General features: G+C 39.2%; 21 protein-coding genes and 1 rRNA gene. 13 read left to right on the forward strand and 9 right to left on the reverse strand.

Annotated elements, in window-relative coordinates:
* From ACWM35_RS22125 to dnaA, 8 genes are all read right to left on the reverse strand, one after another.
* Nucleotides 1-96: ribosomal RNA gene (locus ACWM35_RS22125) — 16S ribosomal RNA — on the reverse strand; the annotation flags it as partial.
* Nucleotides 97-391: 295 nt separating this feature from the next.
* On the reverse strand, nt 392-2,902 hold the full coding sequence (gene gyrA, locus ACWM35_RS22130) for a DNA gyrase subunit A (RefSeq protein WP_454821068.1): 2,511 nt from the start codon (nt 2,900-2,902) through the stop codon (nt 392-394).
* Between the two features lie 219 nt (nt 2,903-3,121).
* Complete coding sequence (gene gyrB, locus ACWM35_RS22135; protein WP_454821069.1) at nt 3,122-5,044, reverse strand: DNA topoisomerase (ATP-hydrolyzing) subunit B; 1,923 nt, start codon at nt 5,042-5,044, stop codon at nt 3,122-3,124.
* Nucleotides 5,045-5,114: 70 nt separating this feature from the next.
* On the reverse strand, nt 5,115-5,363 hold the full coding sequence (gene remB / locus ACWM35_RS22140; RefSeq protein ID WP_454821070.1) for an extracellular matrix regulator RemB: 249 nt from the start codon (nt 5,361-5,363) through the stop codon (nt 5,115-5,117).
* A gap of 9 nt (nt 5,364-5,372) precedes the next feature.
* Complete coding sequence (recF, locus tag ACWM35_RS22145) at nt 5,373-6,491, reverse strand: DNA replication/repair protein RecF (RefSeq protein ID WP_454821072.1); 1,119 nt, start codon at nt 6,489-6,491, stop codon at nt 5,373-5,375.
* Nucleotides 6,492-6,493: 2 nt separating this feature from the next.
* Entirely contained in the window at nt 6,494-6,709 is a 216-nt protein-coding gene (gene yaaA, locus ACWM35_RS22150) for a S4 domain-containing protein YaaA (RefSeq protein WP_454821073.1), read from the reverse strand.
* Nucleotides 6,710-6,829: 120 nt separating this feature from the next.
* On the reverse strand, nt 6,830-7,966 hold the full coding sequence (dnaN, locus tag ACWM35_RS22155) for a DNA polymerase III subunit beta (RefSeq protein WP_454821074.1): 1,137 nt from the start codon (nt 7,964-7,966) through the stop codon (nt 6,830-6,832).
* A gap of 204 nt (nt 7,967-8,170) precedes the next feature.
* Nucleotides 8,171-9,517: a chromosomal replication initiator protein DnaA gene (gene dnaA, locus ACWM35_RS22160; RefSeq protein WP_454821075.1), complete on the reverse strand. Its 1,347-nt coding sequence runs from the start codon at nt 9,515-9,517 to the stop codon at nt 8,171-8,173.
* Between the two features lie 822 nt (nt 9,518-10,339).
* On the opposite strand from dnaA, the gene rpmH reads away from it, so the two are divergent.
* The 11 genes from rpmH (at nt 10,340) to ACWM35_RS22215 (ending at nt 20,850) form a co-directional block, all read left to right on the forward strand.
* Nucleotides 10,340-10,474 carry a 50S ribosomal protein L34 gene (gene rpmH / locus ACWM35_RS22165; protein WP_192654778.1) on the forward strand — a complete coding sequence of 45 codons (135 nt, stop codon included), beginning with the start codon at nt 10,340-10,342 and terminating at the stop codon, nt 10,472-10,474.
* A 46-nt stretch (nt 10,475-10,520) separates the two neighbouring features.
* Nucleotides 10,521-10,865, forward strand: a complete 345-nt coding sequence (gene rnpA, locus ACWM35_RS22170) for a ribonuclease P protein component (RefSeq protein WP_454821076.1) — start codon at nt 10,521-10,523, stop codon at nt 10,863-10,865.
* 100 nt (nt 10,866-10,965) lie between these two features.
* Nucleotides 10,966-11,739, forward strand: coding sequence for a YidC family membrane integrase SpoIIIJ (gene spoIIIJ, locus ACWM35_RS22175; protein ID WP_454821077.1), 774 nt, complete (start codon nt 10,966-10,968; stop codon nt 11,737-11,739).
* On the forward strand, nt 11,736-12,356 hold the full coding sequence (gene jag, locus ACWM35_RS22180; protein WP_454821078.1) for an RNA-binding cell elongation regulator Jag/EloR: 621 nt from the start codon (nt 11,736-11,738) through the stop codon (nt 12,354-12,356). The genes spoIIIJ and jag overlap by 4 nt, the downstream gene beginning before the upstream one ends.
* 288 nt (nt 12,357-12,644) lie before the next feature.
* Nucleotides 12,645-14,030 (forward strand): tRNA uridine-5-carboxymethylaminomethyl(34) synthesis GTPase MnmE, encoded by a 1,386-nt coding sequence (gene mnmE, locus ACWM35_RS22185; protein ID WP_454821079.1) that lies wholly within the window; start codon nt 12,645-12,647, stop codon nt 14,028-14,030.
* A gap of 141 nt (nt 14,031-14,171) precedes the next feature.
* Nucleotides 14,172-16,061, forward strand: coding sequence for a tRNA uridine-5-carboxymethylaminomethyl(34) synthesis enzyme MnmG (gene mnmG, locus ACWM35_RS22190; RefSeq protein WP_454821080.1), 1,890 nt, complete (start codon nt 14,172-14,174; stop codon nt 16,059-16,061).
* Nucleotides 16,062-16,285: 224 nt separating this feature from the next.
* Entirely contained in the window at nt 16,286-17,002 is a 717-nt protein-coding gene (gene rsmG / locus ACWM35_RS22195) for a 16S rRNA (guanine(527)-N(7))-methyltransferase RsmG (protein ID WP_454821081.1), read from the forward strand.
* Between the two features lie 108 nt (nt 17,003-17,110).
* A complete protein-coding gene (gene noc / locus ACWM35_RS22200; protein WP_454821082.1) occupies nt 17,111-17,995 on the forward strand; it encodes a nucleoid occlusion protein in 885 nt (294 codons plus the stop codon).
* Between the two features lie 421 nt (nt 17,996-18,416).
* Nucleotides 18,417-19,178 (forward strand): ParA family protein, encoded by a 762-nt coding sequence (locus tag ACWM35_RS22205; RefSeq protein ID WP_454821083.1) that lies wholly within the window; start codon nt 18,417-18,419, stop codon nt 19,176-19,178.
* Nucleotides 19,171-20,028 carry a ParB/RepB/Spo0J family partition protein gene (locus ACWM35_RS22210; RefSeq protein WP_454821084.1) on the forward strand — a complete coding sequence of 286 codons (858 nt, stop codon included), beginning with the start codon at nt 19,171-19,173 and terminating at the stop codon, nt 20,026-20,028. Before ACWM35_RS22205 ends, ACWM35_RS22210 begins: the two co-directional genes overlap by 8 nt.
* 117 nt (nt 20,029-20,145) lie before the next feature.
* Nucleotides 20,146-20,850 (forward strand): DUF554 domain-containing protein, encoded by a 705-nt coding sequence (locus tag ACWM35_RS22215; RefSeq protein WP_454821085.1) that lies wholly within the window; start codon nt 20,146-20,148, stop codon nt 20,848-20,850.
* Between the two features lie 193 nt (nt 20,851-21,043).
* Here the strand turns inward: ACWM35_RS22215 and yyaC are convergent, their stop codons facing one another.
* The gene (gene yyaC, locus ACWM35_RS22220; RefSeq protein WP_454821086.1) at nt 21,044-21,661 is read right to left on the reverse strand and encodes a spore protease YyaC; all 618 of its coding nucleotides are present in this window, start codon (nt 21,659-21,661) and stop codon (nt 21,044-21,046) included.
* Nucleotides 21,662-21,819: 158 nt separating this feature from the next.
* Between yyaC and ACWM35_RS22225 the strand changes: the two genes are divergently transcribed.
* Together ACWM35_RS22225 and ACWM35_RS22230 are read left to right on the forward strand one after the other, a co-directional pair.
* Nucleotides 21,820-22,695, forward strand: a complete 876-nt coding sequence (locus tag ACWM35_RS22225; RefSeq protein ID WP_454821087.1) for a mechanosensitive ion channel family protein — start codon at nt 21,820-21,822, stop codon at nt 22,693-22,695.
* 13 nt (nt 22,696-22,708) lie between these two features.
* Nucleotides 22,709-22,906: a DUF951 domain-containing protein gene (locus tag ACWM35_RS22230; RefSeq protein ID WP_454821088.1), complete on the forward strand. Its 198-nt coding sequence runs from the start codon at nt 22,709-22,711 to the stop codon at nt 22,904-22,906.
* The last annotated feature ends 40 nt before the right edge of the window (nt 22,907-22,946 follow it).

Raw genomic sequence — 22,946 nt, forward strand, 5'->3', positions numbered from 1 at the left:
AACCAAGAGGTGCAAGCACCTCAAGATTCGCTCGACTTGCATGTATTAGGCACGCCGCCAGCGTTCGTCCTGAGCCAGGATCAAACTCTCCAAGAAAGTTGATATAGCTCATAAAGTTACGTTGGCTTAGTTTCTATAGTAGAAACTAAAAATATTATTGTTTGTTGACGTTTTTGTTTGTTTAGTTTTCAAAGATCAATTTCTACATATCGCTCACAAGCGACTTTATTAATATATCATCTCACAAGATGAATGTCAACGTTTTTTATTTTGTTACTATTTATAACTGATAAATCAACACCGACTCAAATGATTATAACAGCTTTACCCCAGAGAGGCAAGAGAAAAATAAAAAAGGAGGAGCATCATTTAGATGCCCCCATCATAGCTTTTATTCTTCACTCGGTGTTTCCTCTACAGAAGCTGGTGAGCTTTCTTCTCCTTCAGCATCTCCTATTTCTTCAACATCTTCCTTTTCTACCTTCGCGACAGTCGCCACATGTTCATTTTCATTTTCTTTCATACTGATTAGTTTTACACCTTGCGTGTTCCGGCCTAATGTAGAGATACCAGATACTTCCATACGAATCAATACACCGCCAGTTGTAATCAGCATTAAATCCTCTTCACCCGTTACGGTTCTAACCGAGACTAAATCACCGTTTTTCTCAGTAATTTGACATGTCTTAATTCCTTTACCACCTCGGCCAGTGATTCGGTATTCTGATGCGTGCGTACGTTTTCCATAGCCATTTTTAGTTACGATTAGAATGTCGTTTTCTTCTTCGAGAACTTCCATGCCGACTACTTCATCATCATCGCCTAAGTTTATTCCTTTAACTCCTGTGGCAGTTCTCCCCATGGATCTAACATCCACTTCTGGGAAGCGGATGAGCATACCTTTTTTCGTCCCAATAATAATATGCTTTGTTCCATCTGTTAATCGGACGGAAATCAATTCGTCACCCTCACGCAGACTTAGGGCAATTAAACCATTATTCCTAATGTGAGCAAACGAAGTTAGTGGTGAACGCTTAGAGACACCTTCTTTAGTTGTAAAGAATAAGTACCAGTCATCGACAAATTCCTCAATTGGTATGATGGCGTTGACCCATTCTCCTTTTTCAATTCCTAGAAGATTAATAATTGGCAAACCTTTAGCTGTACGGCTGTATTCAGGAATTTCATACCCTTTCGAACGATAAACTTTCCCTTTATTTGTAAAGAAAAGAATCGTATCGTGAGTTGAGGTTGTAATTAGATGCTCGACAAAATCATCCTCATTCGTTCCCATTCCTTGAATTCCACGGCCGCCTCGTTTTTGAGCGCGATAGGTGGATACTGGGAGACGCTTAATATAGCCATTATGCGTTAACGTGATAACGATGTTTTCACGTGGAATAAGATCCTCGTCCTCAATATTTTCAATACCGCCTGAAACAATTTCCGTACGGCGCTTATCATTGAAACGATCTTTAATTTCTAGTAACTCTTCACGGATAATTTCAAGAATTTTTTCTTCATCCGCTAAAATTGCCTTTAATTCTGCAATCAGCTTCATTAATTCTTGATATTCATTTTCAATCTTCTCACGCTCTAAACCTGTTAAACGCTGTAAGCGCATATCCAGAATCGCTTGAGCTTGCTTTTCTGAAAGATTAAACTGAGTCATTAATCCTTCACGGGCAATATCAGTAGTCCGTGAACCACGGATTAATGCAATGACTTCATCAAGATGATCTAAAGCAATTCTTAAGCCCTCTAAAATATGTGCACGTGCCTCTGCTTTACGTAATTCAAACTCTGTTCGTCTACGGATAACAACCCGCTGATGATCCAGGTAATGAACTAAGCATTCTTTAAGCCCTAGAACCTTCGGCTGCCCGTTAACAAGCGCTAATGTATTAATACCAAATGTTGTTTGTAGTGCTGTTTGTTTATATAAGTTATTTAAAAGAACATTGGCATTGGCATCTTTACGTACCTCAATGACAATTCTCATCCCATTACGGTCTGATTCATCACGTAAGTCGGTAATACCCTCTATTTTTTTATCACGTGCAAGCTCAGCTATTTTCTCAATTAATCTAGCTTTGTTTACTTGGTAAGGGATCTCATTGACAATGATAACTTCTTTCCCATTTGACTTTTGTTCGATTTCGACCTTTGCACGGACTGTGATTGAACCACGACCGGTTTCGTATGCTTTACGAATACCACTTCGGCCAATAATCATACCACCAGTTGGAAAATCAGGGCCCGGAATAATTTCCATTAGATCCTGCGTCGTAATTTCAGGCTCACGACTAACCGCTAAGACTCCGTCAATGACTTCACCGAGCTGATGCGGCGGGATATTAGTTGCCATTCCTACAGCGATCCCAGTAGTCCCGTTAACTAATAGGTTAGGGAATCTTGCTGGTAAAACAACCGGCTCTCTTTCCTCACCATCATAGTTATCTTGATAGTCGATCGTATCCTTGTTGATATCTCTTAAAAGCTCCATGGAAATTTTAGACATACGGGATTCAGTATAACGCATTGCTGCGGCACCATCACCATCTACGGATCCAAAGTTTCCATGACCATCTACAAGCATATAGCGATAGTTGAAGTCTTGGGCCATACGAACCATTGTTTCATATACGGCAGAGTCACCATGCGGGTGATATTTACCAATAACATCACCAACGATACGCGCAGATTTTTTATAAGGTTTGTCCGCATGTATTCCAAGATCATGCATAGCATAAAGAATACGGCGGTGAACTGGCTTTAATCCATCGCGTACATCTGGAAGGGCACGTGAAACAATAACACTCATAGCATAGTCAAGGAAGGAGGTCTTCATTTCCTGACTAATATTTATCTCTTTTACTTGAGGATTTGGTGTATTTTCCATCATTAGTACCTCCTATACGGTGACGAGTTACTTCATTTGTCACCAATTTATAAAGAAAACATGTTAGCGCCAAGCCGTTAGGCGTAGGCGATTGCCTAGTTGAACTTATACTTAATTCCTAAAAATTTTTATTAGGACGAAATATCTTCAGTGCTAAAATTTTTATACTTTCTGAACGTATAAACGAAAAAAGGAGGATAGGGGAGTGCCCGCTATCCTTTATATATCAAGGTTTTTAACATATTGTGCGTTTTCTTCAATGAAGTTACGTCGCGGTTCTACCTTGTCACCCATTAACATTTCAAACGTTTCGTCTGCGCCAATCGCATCTTCAAGACTTACCTGAAGCATCGTTCTAGTTTCAGGATTCATCGTAGTGTCCCATAATTGTCCTGGATTCATCTCTCCAAGACCTTTATATCGCTGAATATTTGGCTTAGGCTGACTTGGTAGCATCGCAAAGATCTGATCAAGCTGTTTATCATTATAAGCGTACTCTACACGCTTACCTTGTTGAACTTTATAAAGTGGTGGCTGGGCAATATAAATGTATCCAGCTTCTAGTATCTGCCGCAAATAACGGTAAAAGAACGTTAATAGAAGTGTACGAATATGTGCTCCATCGACATCCGCATCTGTCATGATGACGATTTTATGATAACGAGCTTTAGAAATATCGAAATCTTCCCCAATTCCTGTTCCAATTGCCGTAATCATCGCTCGAACTTCGTTGTTAGAAAGAATTCGATCCAGACGCGCTTTTTCAACATTAAGAATTTTACCCCTTAATGGGAGAATTGCTTGAAAATGGCGGTCACGGCCCTGTTTTGCTGATCCGCCCGCAGAGTCACCCTCAACGATATATAATTCACTTTCAGAGGGATCCTTGGAAGAACAATCGGCTAATTTCCCAGGTAAACTTGAGACTTCCAAAGCACTTTTACGGCGTGTTAGCTCTCTTGCCTTTTTAGCTGCAAGTCTAGCTCGTGCAGCCATTAAGCCCTTTTCAACAATCTTTTTTGCTACAGTTGGATTCTCCAATAAAAACTTATCAAAATGGCTAGCAAATAATGAATCTGTTATTGCTCTGACTTCGGAATTCCCCAGCTTTGTTTTCGTTTGCCCTTCAAATTGTGGGTCAGGGTGCTTAATTGAAACAATCGCCGTTAATCCTTCACGGACATCTTCACCCGATAAGTTTGTATCATTTTCCTTGATCAATCCATTTTTTCGAGCATAATCATTAATAACTCGTGTTAAAGCGGTTTTAAAGCCAGACTCATGTGTTCCGCCTTCATAGGTATGAATATTATTGGCAAAGGAATAAATACTTTCGGTATAACGTTCGTTATATTGAATCGCTACTTCAATCGAAATCCCATCACGTTCGCCCTCAATAAAGATTGGCTCTTCATGGATAACTTCCTTTGTCCGGTTTAAGTGCTCTACATATGACTTAATTCCGCCCTCGTACAAATATTCATTTCGTTTGTTTTCGACACGTTTATCTTCGATGGTAATTTTAATGCCGCGATTTAAAAAGGCAAGTTCACGAAGACGCGTTGCAAGGATATCATACTCATATTCCAATGTTTCTGTAAAAATTTCGCTATCTGGTTTGAAATGAGTGATTGTCCCCGTCACATCTGTGTCGCCAATGATCTTTAAATCAGCTGCTGGTACTCCACGTTCATACTTTTGATAGTGAATATTGCCATCCCGGTGGACGAAAACTTCTAAAAAAGTGGAAAGAGCATTAACTACGGAAGCACCTACACCGTGCAGCCCTCCCGAAACCTTATAGCCTCCTCCGCCAAATTTACCGCCAGCATGGAGAACCGTCATAATAACTTCAACAGCTGGTCGGCCCATTTTTTCATGCATGCCAACAGGGATGCCCCGGCCATTATCTTTTACACTAATGCTGTTATCTTCTTCAATGATCACATTAATTTCGTCGCAATATCCAGCCAATGCCTCATCAATACTGTTATCTACAATTTCCCAAACAAGGTGGTGAAGGCCTTTTCCACTTGTTGAACCAATATACATCCCCGGTCTTTTTCGAACGGCCTCAAGACCTTCTAAAACTTGTATTTGATCGGCATCATAAGATTGTTCTTGAATTGTCTTTTGTTCCATTGTCAATTTCGTTCACCCGCACTTTCATTCAGAAAAACTATTAGTAGAAAAATTATTATTGCCTAAACTCTTATATTTCCTGAATATTTTTTAGATTTGAACGCTTCTTTAGGGTTCCGGAAGCAATCGGGGATAAATAAATTTTATCATAGGTGATAACCACAGATTTAAAAGGGTTTTTTGAAAGATTGATTAGTTTTTTTGTATGGCACGATAGAAACTCTTCAACTAATTGCGATGAATTGACACTCTCTTTATCAAGAATCGCAATAATATCTTTGGCCCTGATATTTAAATCTTCCCCGATATGAATATACACACTTTCACCTCAATTTACTTTATTGATCATACCAGACGACACCTCAAACGTTGATGCCTCTTTTAAAGTTTGATGGTCGATACCATCAACACTAGTGGTAGTGACAAAAGTTTGTACTTTCCCTTGTATGGTATTTAGCAAATGAGATTGACGATAATCATCCAATTCTGAAAGGACATCGTCAAGCAGCAAGATAGGATACTCACGAATCTCAGAATGAATTAATTCAATTTCGGCAAGCTTAACAGAGAGGGCAGTTGTTCGCTGCTGTCCTTGAGAACCAAAGGTAGAAACGTCTCTGCCATTAACAAAAAACAACAAATCATCACGATGCGGACCAAACAATGTCGTACCTCGATCTATTTCCCTGTTTCTAACTTTACTAAATTTTTCCTCAAAGCTTGCTTTCATTTTCGACAAATCTTGATCTTCTAATACCTCTACTGAAGGTTTATATGCAATTTCTAATGATTCAAGCCCTCTAGAAATGCCGTGATGAATCGGCTTTGCCCGGTTTTCAAGCAAATTTAGGAACTCGAATCTTTTTACGACAATTTTCACAGCCATCTCAATAAATTGCTCGGTGAGAATTTCGAGCATCGTTTGATCTGTCTGTTTTTTTATTTGCATCATTTTCAAAAAATGATTGCGCTGATGTAGTATTTTTTGATATTGGCTCATATCATGTAAATAAATAGGGGAAACCTGTCCGATTTCCATATCAATAAAACGGCGTCTTACCTGTGGGCTGCCTTTAACGAGGTTTAGATCTTCCGGGGCAAACATCACCACATTCATATTTCCAACATATTGACTCAGTCTTTGTTGTTCCATGTGATTGCATTTGGCCTTTTTGCCCTTTTTCGAAATCACTAATTGCAAAGGTAAGGAGCTGTGCTGTTTTTGAATCCTACCCTCTATTTTAGCATACTCTTGATCCCAGCGAATCAGATCTTTGTCATTAGAAGTCCGATGAGATTTAGCCATGGCTAAAACATAGATCGATTCCATAACATTGGTTTTCCCTTGGGCATTTTCGCCAAGAATCACATTTACTTTATTCTCAAACTCAACCGACAGACTCTCATAATTTCGATAATTTTTTAACGCCAATTGTTCAATATACATAGTTAATCTGTTATCAAAAACTCTCCGTGGCCGGCAATTTTTACCCTGTCACCCGCACGAAGCTTTCTTCCTCTTCTTTGATCTTGTTCATCATTAATGAAAATATCGTACTCACTTAAAAACCATTTTGCCATGCCACCCGTTTGAATGACGTCAGCCAATTTAAGGAATTGGCCTAACGTAATAAACTCCGTGTTCAGCTTTATTTTTTCAGCCACCGTTTATCACTCTTTTCTAAAATGGTCTCAATACTTTATTTTACTAAAAAAATCACTCAGATTCAAAGAAAAGTAAAAAAAATAGAAAAGCCACCGTCTTTTGGTGGCTTAATTATGAACTTAGTAAGTTCTTACCGGCAAAATTAACTGCAAGGTAGTTTCATCGTGCAACGGGCGAATTAAGAAGGGACGCATTGCCCCAGTAAAGCTTACTTTAATGTCCGTTCCCTCCAGCGCCTTTAACGCATCCATCATATATTTCGCACTGAATGAGATTTTCAAATCCTCTCCGTCAATAGATTGACTTTGAATTTCCTCGACAACTTTTCCAACTTCAGGAGTATTAGAAGAAATTTCAATGACTCCTCCCTCAATGGTTGAAAACTTCACAACATTATTTCTACCTTCGCGAGCAAGTAGGGAAGCACGATCAATGGCATGTAAAAATTCTTTTGTATGAACGGTAACATCTGTTTTACTTTCATCTGGAATTAATCTAGACGTATCAGGATAATTTCCTTCTAACAATCTTGAGAAAAACAATAAGTGCTTTGCTTTAAATAAAATTTGATTTTCCGTAATAACAATATCAATTAATTCATTGGAATCATCAATTATTTTACTTAATTCATTTAAGCTTTTACCTGGAATGACGACATTATAGGATCCGTTATTCTCAGATTCAATTTTCACTTGGCGTAATGCCAGTCTATGGCTATCTGTTGCAATACAGATTAATTCGTTGTTTTCGACCTTCCAGTTGACACCTGTCAAGATTGGTCGTGTTTCAGAGTTCGATACAGCGAACGACGTCTGGCGGATCATTGTTTTTAATAAGTCTGTAGCAATATGAAACTTATTATTTTCTTCAATTTGCGGTAAGTGTGGGTATTCCTCTGCATCTAAGCCATTTAAATTAAATTCTGATTTCCCAGAGCGAATAACCGTTTGTAATGAACCTAGCACTTCTATTTCAACTGAATCTGTTGGTAGTTTTTTTACGATTTCACCAAAAACCTTTGCTTGAAGGACAATGGATCCTGGCTGCTTAATTTCTACGATTTCATCGCCAGCTTCCTCTTTTGGAATAAATGACTCAATCGAAATATCAGAATCACTTCCTGTAAAAGTGACCCCTTCATTGTTTGCTGTTATTTTTATCCCCGTTAAGATTGGAATGGTTGTTCTTGATGTAACAGCCTTCATTACATCTTGGACACTTTGAACAAGACGGTCACGTTGAATGATAAATCTCATTTTTGAATCCTCCCAGCATTTTTTTATTTCTTTTGTGCATAATGACTTTTTGCTAAACATATAATAATAATTTATTTAAAAATATAGTAGAAGTACTAGTAGGGCCTGTTAGTATGTGGATAACTTAATTTTATCAAAGGAAACACAGCCTATCCACATGTGGACAGACTGTGTGTAAATGGATAGAAGTTATTCACAATTTAATTAAACTTTCAACAGCTCATTTAATTCTTTCATTTGCTTTTGCAGCTGTGTGTCAGTTTGCAGCAGCTTAGAAATTTTTTCATGAGCATGAATTACGGTTGTATGGTCACGGCCGCCAAATTCTTCCCCGATTTTTGGTAGTGAATAGTCGGTTAGTTCGCGTGATAAATACATCGCAATCTGTCTTGGGAAGGCTACAGATTTAGTCCGTTTCTTCGCTTTAAAATCTTCAAGTTTCACGCTAAAATGCTCGCCAACGGTCCGCTGAATCTCATGAATGGTAATAACCTTCGGCTTTGAGCTAGGAATAATATCCTTTAATGCCTCTGATGCTAAATCGGCATTGATATCTTTATTAATTAAAGAGGAATAGGCAACGACACGAATAAGTGCACCCTCGAGCTCTCGGATATTGGTATCTATTTGGTTGGCAATATAAAGCATCACTTCATTAGGAATATCTAAGCCTTCCGCTTTTGCTTTCTTCCTAAGGATCGCAATTCTTGTCTCCAAATCTGGCGGTGTAATATCAGTAATTAATCCCCATTCAAAACGTGAACGAAGGCGGTCCTCAAGTGTCGGAATTTCCCGCGGCGGCCGGTCACTTGAAATAACAATTTGCTTGCTTTCTTCATGTAAAGTATTAAAAGTATGGAAAAATTCCTCTTGGGTGGATTCTTTTCCCGCTAAAAATTGAATATCATCTATGAGAAGCACATCGACATTACGATATTTATTCCGGAATTCGACGGCTTTATTGTCGCGAATGGAATTAATGAATTCATTTGTGAATTTTTCTGATGATAAATAAACCACTTTCGCGTTTGGTTTATGTTCCAAAACATAATGGCCAATGGCATGCATTAAGTGGGTCTTTCCAAGTCCTACACCCCCATAAATAAATAAGGGATTGTAAGCTTTTGCAGGTGCTTCCGCAACGGCTAATGATGCTGCGTGGGCAAACCGGTTGCCTGATCCAATAACAAAAGTATCAAATAGGTACTTCGGATTTAAAATGTTTGCAGGAAAATCATGTTGTTCTTCGTCTTTTTTCGCCTTCTTAGGAGGCATCGGCAAGTCATTGTCTTCTTCTGTTTGATTTTGCGGAATGATAAACTTAACCGTTAATTCTTCCCCGGTAATTTCGTATAGAATTCCAGCGATTAACTGGGAATAGCGTTCCTCCAGCCAATCACGCGCAAATTCATTGGGAGCGGTTATTACTAGCAGATTTCCTTGAAGGGAATGAGCCTTTGTGGACTTCAGCCAGGTATCAAAACTAGGCTTGCTTATCTTCTTTTCGATATTGGCCAGTGCAGCATTCCAAAGATCCGCAATATTCTCCAACGGTTGTCCCTCCTTACTTCTTTTTAAGCTGCTCCAAATTTATTGAGATAAATTGAGCGCCTACATCTCTGTCTTCATTAATTGGCGAATTTTCTTTCTTTATCTATCTTTAGTAATTGAAATGGCATTTTGCAGGATTGCTTCTGTCTAACTCCATATATAGATATATTTTTCACAAAATAATGCGAAGTATCCTTGACTTATCTTGGCTTCAACAGGACATAAGTCCTACATAAAGCTCATGTTATGCAAGCTGTACAACCTACTAATTTATAAATATACGAAACGATGGTTGTGGAAAACATATAATAAGGAAATAATGTGGAGTTTCGACAATATCCACCTCTTGTGGACAAGTTTCTGCAGTATGCTAGAATAACTTGTCCACAGGATATCCACACTTTGTGGATAAGATTTTATACAGACGAAGTTATTCAGAGTGAAAACACAAATATAATATCAAATAAATGCAATAGACGCAATGGTTTTTCGTAGTTTATCCACAACTGCAACAATCTGTGAGCGATACTTGTCCACAAGTAGTGTTTCCTGTGCAAAACTTGTCAATATCTTGTGAGTCCACAAAAAATATGTCGACTTTTTTATCCACAGGAAATAGTTTGCGAAGGGATCGCTTGAATATCATAAAAATTATTTTGGGAACCGGTGAATCGGAATCGAAACCACGAAGTTTTAGAAATAATAAATTGGAAATAAGGAACAATAATGAGAGAGTGGTTGACAATTTTAGGTGCACGTCTTTATAATAAGTAAGACTGTCGTTTTAATTAGAACAGCTATTCCTCAGGGAGGTGTCATATAATGAAAAGAACATATCAACCAAATAAGCGTAAACACAGCAAAGTTCACGGTTTCCGTAGTCGTATGAGCACAGCTAACGGACGTAAAGTTCTAGCTCGCCGTCGTCAAAAAGGAAGAAAAGTATTATCAGCTTAGGCCACTGACACATCAGTGGTCTTTTTTCCTATAGGAGAGAAAAGCGATGAAAAAAGAATTCAGGGTTAAAAAAAATAAAGAATTCCAAGCAGCATTTCAAAAAGGTCAATCATTTGCTAATCGGCAATTAGTCGTTTATTCATTAGCGAAAGAGGATCAAGATAATTTTCGAATCGGACTATCAGTCAGCAAGAAAATTGGAAATGCAGTGATGAGAAACCAAATCAAAAGATACATAAGGCAAGCTGTTTTTGAGCTTTCAGATCAGATTCTAAAAGGAAACGATTACATAATAATCGCAAGAAAGCCGTTAGCGGAAATGGACTTTTTTGAAGTGAAAAAGAGCTTAACGCATGTTCTTAAGGTTGGTAAGGTTTTAAAGAAACAATAAATTGGAGACAACAGAATAAGAAAGATGTTAAAATACCTTTGTAAATAGCGAAGTTATATAAAAGTTAATGATATCTAATATTTCAAGGAGGAAAATTCGGTTGAAAAAACGAATATTACTTTTGCTCGGCCTTTTTTCAGTATTCTTGTTTCTGACTGGCTGTACTGAAATTAAAGAACCGATTAACGCTGAAAGTACAGGATTTTGGAATGAATACATTGTTTATCCGCTATCCTGGTTTATTGTAAAGATGGCAGAAATACTTGGTGGCAGCTTTGGCTTATCGATTATTATTGTTACGATTCTGATCCGTTTAGCAATTTTACCGCTAATGATTAAACAGACGAGAAGTTCTAAGGCAATGCAGGCACTTCAGCCGGAAATGAAAGCACTTCGCGAAAAATATAGTTCAAAAGACCAAAAAACACAGCAAAAATTACAGCAGGAAACAATGGCGTTATTTCAAAAGCACGGCGTCAATCCAATGGCAGGCTGTTTTCCACTAATCGTACAGATGCCAATCTTAATTGGTTTTTACCATGCGATTTCAAGAACAAGGGAAATTGCTGAACATAGCTTTCTATGGTTTGATCTTGGTGATAAAGATCCTTTCTATCTATTGCCGATTATTGCTGGTATCACCACATTTATTCAGCAAAAAATGATGATGGCCGGCCAAGAGCATAATCCACAGATGGCGATGATGCTTTGGATGATGCCAATCATGATTGTTGTTTTTGCGTTTAACTTCCCTGCAGCCCTTTCTTTATATTGGGTAGTAGGTAATATTTTCATGATTGTTCAAACCTATTTTATTAAAGGACCGGAGCTGAAAACGGCAGCTGCTGGTAAAGCGGGAGGAGCAAAAAAGTGAAACAGGTAACTGCTACAGGACAAACTGTCGAAGAAGCAGTAGAATCAGCTTTAGCTCAATTAAAGACAACAAAAGACCGCGCAGATGTAGCCATTATCGATGCAGGAAAAAAGGGGATTTTCGGAATTTTTGGTTCTCGCCCAGCCGTTGTTAAAGTAACGGTGATCATTGATCCGATTGAGGAAGCTAAAAAGTTCCTTATTCAGGTCAGTGAACAAATGGGGGCCGAAGTTAATATTGAAGTCAAGCGTGAAGGGAAACAAGTTCTGTTCGTTTTAAAAGGAGAGAAAATTGCTCTTTTGATCGGAAAACGAGGTCAAACATTGAATTCACTTCAGTATTTAACCCAGCTTGTGATTAATCGCTTTTCTAATCAATACTTAACGGTTATTCTTGATGCTGAGGACTACCGAAATCGCAGAAATGAAACGCTAATTCAGCTAGCACATCGTCTTGCTCAAAAGGCAGTAAAAACTGGCAAGGATGTTGCTTTAGAACCGATGCCTTCATACGAGCGAAAAGTAATTCACACGGCTTTATCCGATAATAAGCGAGTAAAGACCACTTCTGACGGATCAGATCCGCATCGCTTTATTGTCATTTCGCCAGCAAAATAAAAAGAAGTCAAAAGACATTCTGCATAAGCAGAATGTCTTTTTTTGACTACTAATGTCGAATAATAAGAAAACCTACTTGTTAATAAGAATATTTTGTAATCGTCTGTTTTATTGTTATTCACATGTGGATAAGTTAAAATAATACGTGAACTTTATTTTGAGGTGTGGATAATTCATTTTCGAGAAAATAACCGTTTTTCAGGCGGAGATGAATGTGATAATCTAATATTTTGGAGAATAACTTTTCAGTTCATATAAATCATTTATAGATAAAGCGTGGTGAAAGGAATGGAATTTGATACGATAGCTGCGATATCGACACCAATGGGTGAGGGAGCAATTGCAATTGTTCGATTAAGTGGGGATGATTCCATTAAAATTGCCGATCGGATTTTTCGCAGTATCAGTGGAAAGCGATTGACAGAGGTACCGACCCATACGATTCATTATGGTCATTTAATCGATCCCAAAAAGGGTCAGGTTATTGAAGAAGTAATGGTTTCAGTGATGAAGGGGCCGAAGACTTTTACAAAAGAAGATGTCGTTGAAATCAATTGTCATGGTGGACTCGTTTCGGTCAATCGTGTATTACAGCATGTCCTAGCTAGTGGAGCTAGATTAGCGGAGCCAGGTGAATTTACAAAACGGGCCTTTTTGAATGGACGGATTGATTTATCCCAAGCAGAAGCAGTCATGGATTTAATTCGTGCTAAGACAGATCGGGCAATGAATCTTGCCCTTGGCCAGATGGAAGGTCGTTTATCGCGATTAATTCGCGGTCTGCGCCAGGAAATTTTAGAAATTCTTGCCCATGTCGAAGTGAATATCGATTATCCGGAATATGATGACGTTGAGGAAATGACCCATAAAATGCTAATGGAGAAAGCTCAGTATGTTCGTGAAGAACTTAAGAAGCTGATGCAAACCTCACAACAAGGGAAAATTTTACGTGAAGGTCTTTCAACCGTCATTGTCGGTCGTCCCAATGTTGGTAAATCTTCGTTATTAAATAGTTTGGTTCAAGAAAATAAAGCGATTGTCACAGATATCCCTGGGACAACCCGAGATGTCATTGAAGAATATGTGAATGTTCGCGGAGTCCCGCTCCGGTTGTTAGATACAGCGGGAATTAGAGAAACGGAAGATATTGTGGAACGGATTGGCGTAGAACGTTCACGTCAGGTTTTAAAAGAAGCGGATCTAATTTTACTCGTATTAAATTATGCGGATTTGTTAACGAAAGAGGATGAAAATCTATTCGAAGCTGTCAAAGGAATGGATGTCATCGTTATTATCAATAAAACAGATCTTCCGCAGCAAATTGATATGGAGCGAGTGAAGGAACTGGCAGAAGATCATCAAATTGTCACTACCTCACTATTGGAGGACCGTGGTGTCGATGAGCTGGAAGAAGCGATTGCCTCCTTATTCTTTGCAGGCTCCCTTGAAGCGGGGGATATGACTTATGTATCGAACAGCCGTCATATTGCTTTACTGGGGCAAAGCCTGCATTCGATTGAAGAAGCGATTGAAGGAGTAGAAATGGGCACTCCAATTGATATTGTTCAAATTGATTTAACAAGAACATGGGAATTACTTGGTGAGATAATCGGTGACAGTGTTCACGAAAGTCTAATTGACCAGCTGTTTTCTCAGTTCTGTTTAGGGAAATAGAAAAGCGGAAGCGCCTTGATTAGGGACGACAGGCATAAGACGAGCCGGCGAGAAGGTTGCTCTTTAACCTTCTTGACGGATTGGCTTATGACCCGAGTCCCTAGGCGCTGCAGCTAGACAGTTATAAAAAGGAGAAATGTGATGACTTACGAAGCAGGTAATTTTGACGTCATCGTTATCGGTGCTGGCCATGCAGGCTGTGAGGCGGGCCTTGCGGCTGCCCGCATTGGCGCCAAAACATTAATGATTACGATCAACCTCGATATGGTTGCTTTTATGCCATGTAATCCGTCGGTGGGCGGTCCAGCAAAAGGGATTGTTGTTCGGGAAATCGATGCGCTTGGCGGGGAAATGGGCAAAAATATCGATAAAACACATATTCAAATGAGAATGCTGAACACAGGGAAAGGTCCGGCAGTCCGTGCTCTTAGAGCACAAGCCGATAAATTTGCTTACCAGCATGAAATGAAAAAAACAATCGAAAATGAACCAAATATGACTCTCATGCAAGGGATGGTTGAAAGATTAATTGTGGAAGATGGCGTTTGTGTTGGCGTTATTACAAAAACAGGAGCCATTTACCGTGCTAAAACAGTAGTTATTACGACTGGTACCTTCCTTCGTGGAGAAATCATCTTAGGGGAATTAAAATATTCAAGCGGTCCTAATAATCAACAGCCATCGATAAAATTATCGGAGCACTTAGAAGAGCTTGGTTTTGAATTAGTCCGTTTTAAAACAGGAACACCACCAAGGGTAAATAGCCATACGATTGATTACAGTAAGACTGAAATACAACCAGGGGATGAAGTTCCAAGAGCTTTTTCCTATGAAACAACAAAATTTATCACGGATCAGCTGCCATGCTGGCTAACTTACACAAATGATAAAACTCATCTGTTAATCGACCAAAATCTACATCGTTCGCCGATGTACTCAGGTATGATTAAAGGGACAGGTCCCAGATATTGTCCATCAATTGAAGATAAGGTAGTCCGCTTTAATGACAAGCCGCGCCACCAAATTTTCCTTGAACCTGAAGGCAGACATACACAGGAAGTATATGTTCAAGGGCTTTCTACCAGTCTTCCAGAAGATGTTCAGCAGCAAATCCTCAAAACGATCCCTGGTCTAGAAAATGTCCAGATGATGCGGTCTGGATATGCGATTGAATACGATGCGATTGTTCCTACCCAATTATGGCCGACGCTTGAAACAAAGGTTGTAAAAAACTTGTATACAGCAGGTCAAATTAATGGGACATCTGGTTATGAAGAGGCAGCAGGCCAAGGATTAATGGCCGGAATTAACGCTGGATTAAATGCACTTGGAAAAGAACAATTAATTTTTAGTCGTTCAGATGCTTATATTGGTGTGCTAATTGATGATTTAATTACAAAAGGAACAAATGAGCCTTACCGCTTATTAACATCAAGAGCTGAGTATCGCCTGCTGTTACGTCATGATAATGCCGATTTGCGATTAACCGACATTGGGCATGAGATTGGTCTGATTAAAGAAGAACGCTATCAAAGATTTTTAGCAAAAAGAGATGCCGTGGATGCGGAAAAAGATCGCTTAAAATCAATTATCCTTAAGCCTTCTAACGAGGTGCAGGAGTTAATTCGCAGCATTGGCGGAAGTGAATTAAAGGATGGAATCCGTGCCTCTGATTTGTTAAAGCGTCCTGAAATGACATATGAACTCCTTGAAAAACTTGCACCTAGTGAGAATGAATTGGATGCGGATATTAAGGAACAGGTCGAAATTCAAATCAAATATGAAGGTTATATTGAGAAATCGTTGCAACAGGTTGATCGCCTGAAGAAAATGGAGAATAAAAAGATCCCTGAAAATATTGATTATGATGCGATAACGGGCTTAGCAACAGAAGCAAGGCAGAAGCTAAAGCAAATTAAGCCGTTATCACTGGCCCAGGCAACACGAATTTCAGGTGTTAACCCTGCAGATATTTCGATCCTCCTTGTTTATTTAGAACAAGGCAAAATTGCCAGGGTATCGATAGATTAATGAATAGCTGTGACAAAGGTGATTGTTGATTTTGCAAACTCTGCTGATTGGAGCGGAAGGCACGAAGACTCCTGCGGGAGTACGGGACAGGGGAGACCCCGCAGGAGCGAAGCGACGAGGAGGCTCCCCGAACAGCCCGCGGAAAGCGAAGTGCCTCGAGTGGAAATCAACAGACTAATTTAACAAAGCCTACTAAGAAAACGTGTGAGGAAGTTTTGACGACTATGACTATTGAACAGTTCAAGGCGATGCTGCTTGAAAAAGGAATCGCCTTAAGTGATGAGCAGCTTGACCAATTTGAAAAGTATTTTGAGACCTTGGTTGAGTGGAATGAGAAAATGAACCTTACAGCGATTACTGATAAGGCAGATGTTTATTTAAAGCATTTTTATGATTCCATTTCAGCAGCTTTTTATTTTGATTTTACTCAGCCAATCAGTCTATGTGATGTCGGAGCAGGGGCTGGGTTTCCAAGTATTCCGTTAAAAATTGCCTTTCCACATTTAGAGGTAACGATTGTCGACTCTTTAAATAAGCGGATTTCGTTCCTTAACCATTTGGCGAATGTCTTAAATTTAAAGAATGTCCATTTTGTTCATGACCGTGCTGAAACATTCGGTGTTAATCCAAACTACCGTGAATCATTTGATCTTGTTACAGCAAGAGCAGTTGCACGAATGTCAGTCTTGAGTGAACTTTGTTTACCACTCGTAAAAAAAGACGGGTATTTTGTTGCGATGAAGGCGGCTCATGCAAACGATGAGATAGCTGTAGGCAATAAGGCAATTTCAACACTCGGCGGGAAAATAGAGCAAAAGTTCACATTTACTTTACCGATGGAAGAAAGTGAACGAAATATCATTGTCATTAAAAAAGAAAAACAAACGCCAAAAAAATATCCACGAAAACCGGGGACACCAGGTAAAATGCCAATTGAATGATTGTTTTTTTACTGTGGACATTTTTTGATGTTTGTCAATTGTTTGGCAGGAAGATAGCATTTAAGCAGCGAATAAGTAATAGGGAGTTTCGTAAAGGTGGTGTTGGGGATGAAGAATTCGTTTTCACGCTTTTTTGGCCTCGGCGAAAAGGGAGATCAAAACGTAAAGGTTGAAGTTGAGGTTGAAAATGAGATCGAGCAGGAGCTGGCAGTTGAACGAAATGAAGAAATAAAGAAAATTGCAATTGATAGCATTATTCCAAATCGTTTTCAGCCAAGGACCGTATTTGATGATGAGAAAATAGAGGAATTATCACGGACCATTCATACTCATGGTATCATTCAGCCGATCGTTGTAAGGCAGATGGACAGTCACTATGAAATTATTGCCGGTGAGCGACGCTGGCGCGCAATGAAAAAACTAGGCTGGGATGAAGTACCGGCAATTATTAAAAATTATACCGATACGGAAACCGCATCTGTTGCTTTAATTGAGAATTTGCAACGGGAAGAGCTTTCTCCAATTGAAGAGGCAATTGCCTACGGAAAACTGCTTGAGCTTCATAATTTGACACAAGAGGCCCTCGCTCAGCGGCTCGGAAAAGGACAGTCGACAGTTGCCAATAAGCTTCGTCTCTTAAAGCTGCCACAGCCCATCCAAGAGGCATTGTTATCAAAGGCTATTACGGAGCGGCATGCACGCTCAATGATTCCGCTAAAGGATCCTGAAAAACAGGTTGTCCTTTTACAAGAAATTATTGAGAAGAATCTTAATGTGAAGCAGACAGAGGAACGAGTAGTCCGTCTCTTAGAACAAAAGAACCAAAAGCCCAAGCCGAAAAGAAAGGCATTCAGTAAGGATATGCGAATCGCTGTCAATACAATCAGACAATCACTCACAATGGTCTCTGACAGCGGCATCAACCTCAATGCCGAAGAAGAAGAATTCGAAGAATACTATCAATTCACAATCAAGATACCGAAGAAAAAGTAAATAGACTAAGCCAAGAACCTTTCATATGATTGGTTCTTTTTTTTGTAAGACTTTGTTTATGCTATTAAATATTTTGTTTACTCCTGTTGGTTGGAGCGGAAGGCACGAAGACTCCTGCGGGAGTACGGGGCTGGGGAGAACCCCGCAGGAGTGCAGCGACGAGGAGGCTCCCCGGCACGCCCGCGGAAAGCGAAGTGCCTGGAGCTCTAATCAACAGACAAAGTTACAAAGCCTGAATAAGGAAATTGCCAAAATTTATAATTTCATATTCACGAAAAAAAATAACAATTATTCTGTTTCATGATAAAATAGATAGCATGGAAATTTTCTTTCCCTTTTCAAATTATGCAAATAGGTGTTTCATAGCTTAAAAGTTGATAGAATTTAAAATAGAGAAGCAAATAAAAAGGTAGGTGACATTGTGGGCAAAGTAATTGCAATTGCAAATCAAAAAGGTGGAGTTGGGAAAACAACAACCTCCGTCAACCTTGGCGCCTGCTTAGCTTACATAGGGAAAAAGGTTTTATTAGTTGATACTGACCCACAAGGAAATGCAACAAGCGGAATTGGCATTGAAAAGGCTGATGTTGAACAGTGTATTTATGATGTATTGGTAGATGACGTCGAAGCAAAGGATGTCATAAAACCGACATCCGTTGAAAATCTATTCGCCATTCCTGCAACCATTCAGTTAGCAGGGGCGGAAATTGAACTTGTTCCAACGATTTCAAGAGAGGTCCGCTTAAAAAGAGCGCTCGAAGAAGTTAAGGATGTATATGATTACATCATTATCGACTGCCCTCCTTCACTTGGCTTATTAACACTTAATGCCTTAACGGCCTCAGATTCCGTATTAATCCCTGTTCAATGTGAGTATTATGCGCTCGAGGGCTTGAGTCAATTATTAAATACTGTTCGTCTTGTACAAAAACACTTAAACCAAGATTTGAAAATCGAAGGCGTCCTATTAACCATGCTGGATGCACGAACCAATCTTGGACTTCAAGTCATTGAAGAGGTAAAAAAATATTTCCAAGATAAAGTATACAAAACCATTATTCCAAGAAATGTACGTCTAAGTGAGGCTCCGAGCCATGGAGAACCAATCATCAATTATGATTCCAAATCCCGCGGCGCAGAAGTATATTTAGATTTAGCAAAGGAAGTGGTATCAAATGGCTAAAGGTTTAGGAAAAAAAGGTATAGATGTTTTTTTTGCCAATGTTGAGGCATCAAAGGAAGAAGCAGTCCAAGAATTAAAGCTGAAAGAATTACGTCCAAACCCTTATCAGCCACGGAAAAACTTCCAACAAGAGGCAATTGATGAATTAAAGGCTTCGATTCTAGAGCATGGAATTCTCCAGCCGATCGTCGTTAGAAAAAGTATAAAAGGCTATGAGATTGTCGTTGGTGAAAGACGTTTTCGAGCAGCGAAAGAGGCCAAGCTCGAAACGATTCCAGCCGTAGTTCGAGAATTATCAGAGCAGCAAATGATGGAATTAGCTGTTCTTGAGAATCTTCAACGCGAGGATCTTGACCCAATTGAAGAAGGGCTTGCTTATCAATCATTGATGGAAAAGTTAAAGCTGACACAAGAAGAGGTTGCGAAGCGCTTAGGTAAAAGCAGACCGCATGTTGCTAACCATATTCGCTTACTCACACTGCCGGTAAAGATTCAAGAGTTCATTTCAACTGGAAAAATATCAATGGGACATGGACGAGCTTTACTAGGACTTCGGGAAAAGGCAAAAATGCCGGCACTTGTTGATAAAATTATCAACGAATCCTTAAACGTCCGCCAACTAGAAAAACTCATCCAACAATTAAATGAAAATGTTCCACGTGAAACAAAAAAGCCAGAGGCGAAAAAGGATATCTTTATTCAGGAACGGGAGCACTCCCTTCGCGAACGATTTGGAACGTCTGTTCATATTAAACAATCTAAAAATAAGGGAAAAATTGAAATTGAGTTTTTCTCAAATGAAGATTTGGAACGGATTTTAGAATTACTTGATCAGGAAGAATCTCTTTAAACCATCATTTGGATGGTTTATTTTTTTTTTTAGGAAGAAAAGGGCTTTTCTTTCAAAATTAAAAATGATAGTTTAGTAATATTATATATTTCGAGAGTCGAAGAATAGGTGGATGTTATGTTTTTATTAGGGACATTGGTAAATGGCTTGTTAATTATTGTGGGTACATTAATAGGAAAGCTTCTGAATCGAATTCCGGAAAGCATGAAAACAACAGTCATGTATGCGATTGGACTATCCGTCATGGTACTCGGTTTACAAATGGGTTTCAAAAGTGAGAATTTCCTTATCGTGATTATTAGTTTGGTGATGGGGGCAGTCATTGGGGAATGGCTGCAATTAGAGGAGAAACTTAATTCCCTTGGATTATGGCTTGAGACGAAAATTGGTCCAAGCGGGAAAGGAAGTATTTCCGAGGGTTTTGTGACTGCAACTTTAATTTTTGTCATTGGGGCAATGGCGATCATCGGTGCATTGGACAGCGGCATCCGTGGTGATCACGATGTCCTCTATACAAAGGCCATGATTGATGGCTTTACCGCGCTCATTTTAACGACAACCCTTGGAATAGGTGTCATTTTTTCTGCTATTCCTGTCGTTCTCTACCAAGGATTGATTGCACTATTTGCCACGCAAATTGACCGTTTCGTCCCTCAAGCGTTAATGGATCAATCTATTATGGAAATGACGGCGACTGGGGGAATTATGATATTTGCCATCGGTCTTAATTTAACAGGTATGGTCAAAATTAAGGTGGCCAACCTCCTTCCTGGCATTGTAGTGACAGGAATTATTGTCACCATCCTTTACTGTTTCTTATAAAGCGAAACTTCAATCAGTGGGGGTTTTCCTCATCCCCCACTGATTGTTAGTTGAACCTATCGGGCTTTTACGGGCAGTAAGTCCCCCACCTAAACTTCTTCGCATTTACTAAAGTTTTAAGGTGGGGGACTTACTGCCCGTTAAAGTGGGATAAACTCAAAAGAGCAACCGCCTCGATTCGGTTGCTCTTTTATTAATTAGTTTGCTCTTTTTCTTGGTTAGACTCTAGTTCCTGCCAGCGACCCTTTGAATGCAGCAGGCTTGCCTGATAGATTCCCTTCGCAATCGTTTTGGCCATTTTCATTACAAGATTAAGGCGAGTATTTTGCAGGACAAAAAACTCCATAAATCCACTTACATTGACAATTCCGGTAATATGGATATCCCCTACCGCAGGAAGTTCTTTATTTACCCCTGCTCCTGGTTTGACAGGTCCATCTGCTACTTGAATCACACCAACATTCTTCAATCTCCCTAAACAGGCATCAATTCCAATAATATAAGGATCTACATGTCTATTCGTAATTTCTGTTAGTCTTTCTTGGAGGTTTACAGCATGTATGGGCTCGTCTAACGTACCATATACGAAAAAGGATTGGACGTTCATATCTTCTAATAAAGTACCGACAAGTGGCCCTAATGAATCTCCTGTAGAACGATCAGTCCCAATACAAACAAAGATAATTGGCCGATCTGCCACCCTAGGAATATGGGCTAGTAATTGGGACGCCAGATTTTCAACAGCTTGAAAATCGTCATGGACAATGCGTGTATTGGCACTCCTATCAAAGAAGCTAGGTTTAAAATTCATTAAGTCCACTCCCTAGGTATTATTAATCAATAGTTTTTAACATTATACGGAAAATTAAGAAAATCTATACATACAGTTAGTAGAAAGTTGAAAAAAGGGCGGATTCCCATTACTATAAGGAAAAAGAAAATGGTAAGTTGGGAAGGTGTTTTTCGTCGATGGATAAGATCATGCAAAGATTTTTTGATAAATTCCAGAATGAAGAGACATGGATGGCCATTGGTGAAGGCTTTATAAAAATCATTGCCATTTTAATCATTGCAAAAATACTGATTAAAATTGGTAAAGCCGCCATCCATAATGTTTTTAAACTAAGAACTCGTTCCCCGCTCAAAACGAATGAACGAAGAGATGAGACGCTTGCAAAGCTGCTTGATAATATCATTTCTTATGTTGTCTACTTTTTTGCATTTATGATGATTCTTTCTGTCTTAACAATTGATGTAAAAGCATTGTTAGCCGGTGCTGGTGTCGTTGGATTAGCGGTTGGTTTTGGCGCTCAAAGTCTTGTCAAAGACGTCATTACGGGCTTTTTTATTATTTTTGAAGATCAGTTTTCGGTGGGGGACCATGTGCGAATCGATCAGTTCGAAGGAACGGTGGAATCGATTGGCTTAAGGACCACAAAAATTAAAACTTGGACAGGTGAAGTCCATATTTTACCTAATGGCAGTATTATTCAGGTAACGAATTTCTCAATAAATAATAGTTTAGCGATTGTCGATATTGGGATTGCCTATGAGCAAGATATCGAAAAAGCTGAAAAGGTTATCAGAGACCTACTTGAAAAAATGCCAGCACAATATGAGGATTTAGTGAAAGCACCTGAGCTTTTAGGTGTACAATCCTTTGGACCATCTGAGGTTGTATTAAGGATAGTTGCTGAAACATTACCAATGAAGCATGTGGCCGTCGGCAGGAAAATCAGGAAAGATTTAAAAACTTACTTGGACGAGCACGGAATTGAAATTCCATACCCAAGAATGGTGATGTACTCAAAGGATTCAGCAAATAAAAAAGAAATGGGAGTTTAAAGGAGGTTTTTTTATGGAGGAGAAGGAGTTTGCCATAAATGATGTCGTCGAAATGAAAAAGCAGCATCCATGCGGGACCAATCGCTGGAAGATTATCCGTATGGGAATGGATATTCGCATTAAGTGTGAAGGCTGCGGCCATAGCGTCCTCATTCCGCGGCGGGAGTTCTCTCGGAAAATGAAAAAGATTTTAGTGAAGCATGAAGGATAATATTTCATGCTTCTTTTTTTTGTTCGATTATATTAATCTT

The organism is Neobacillus sp. K501, assembly GCF_053749995.1.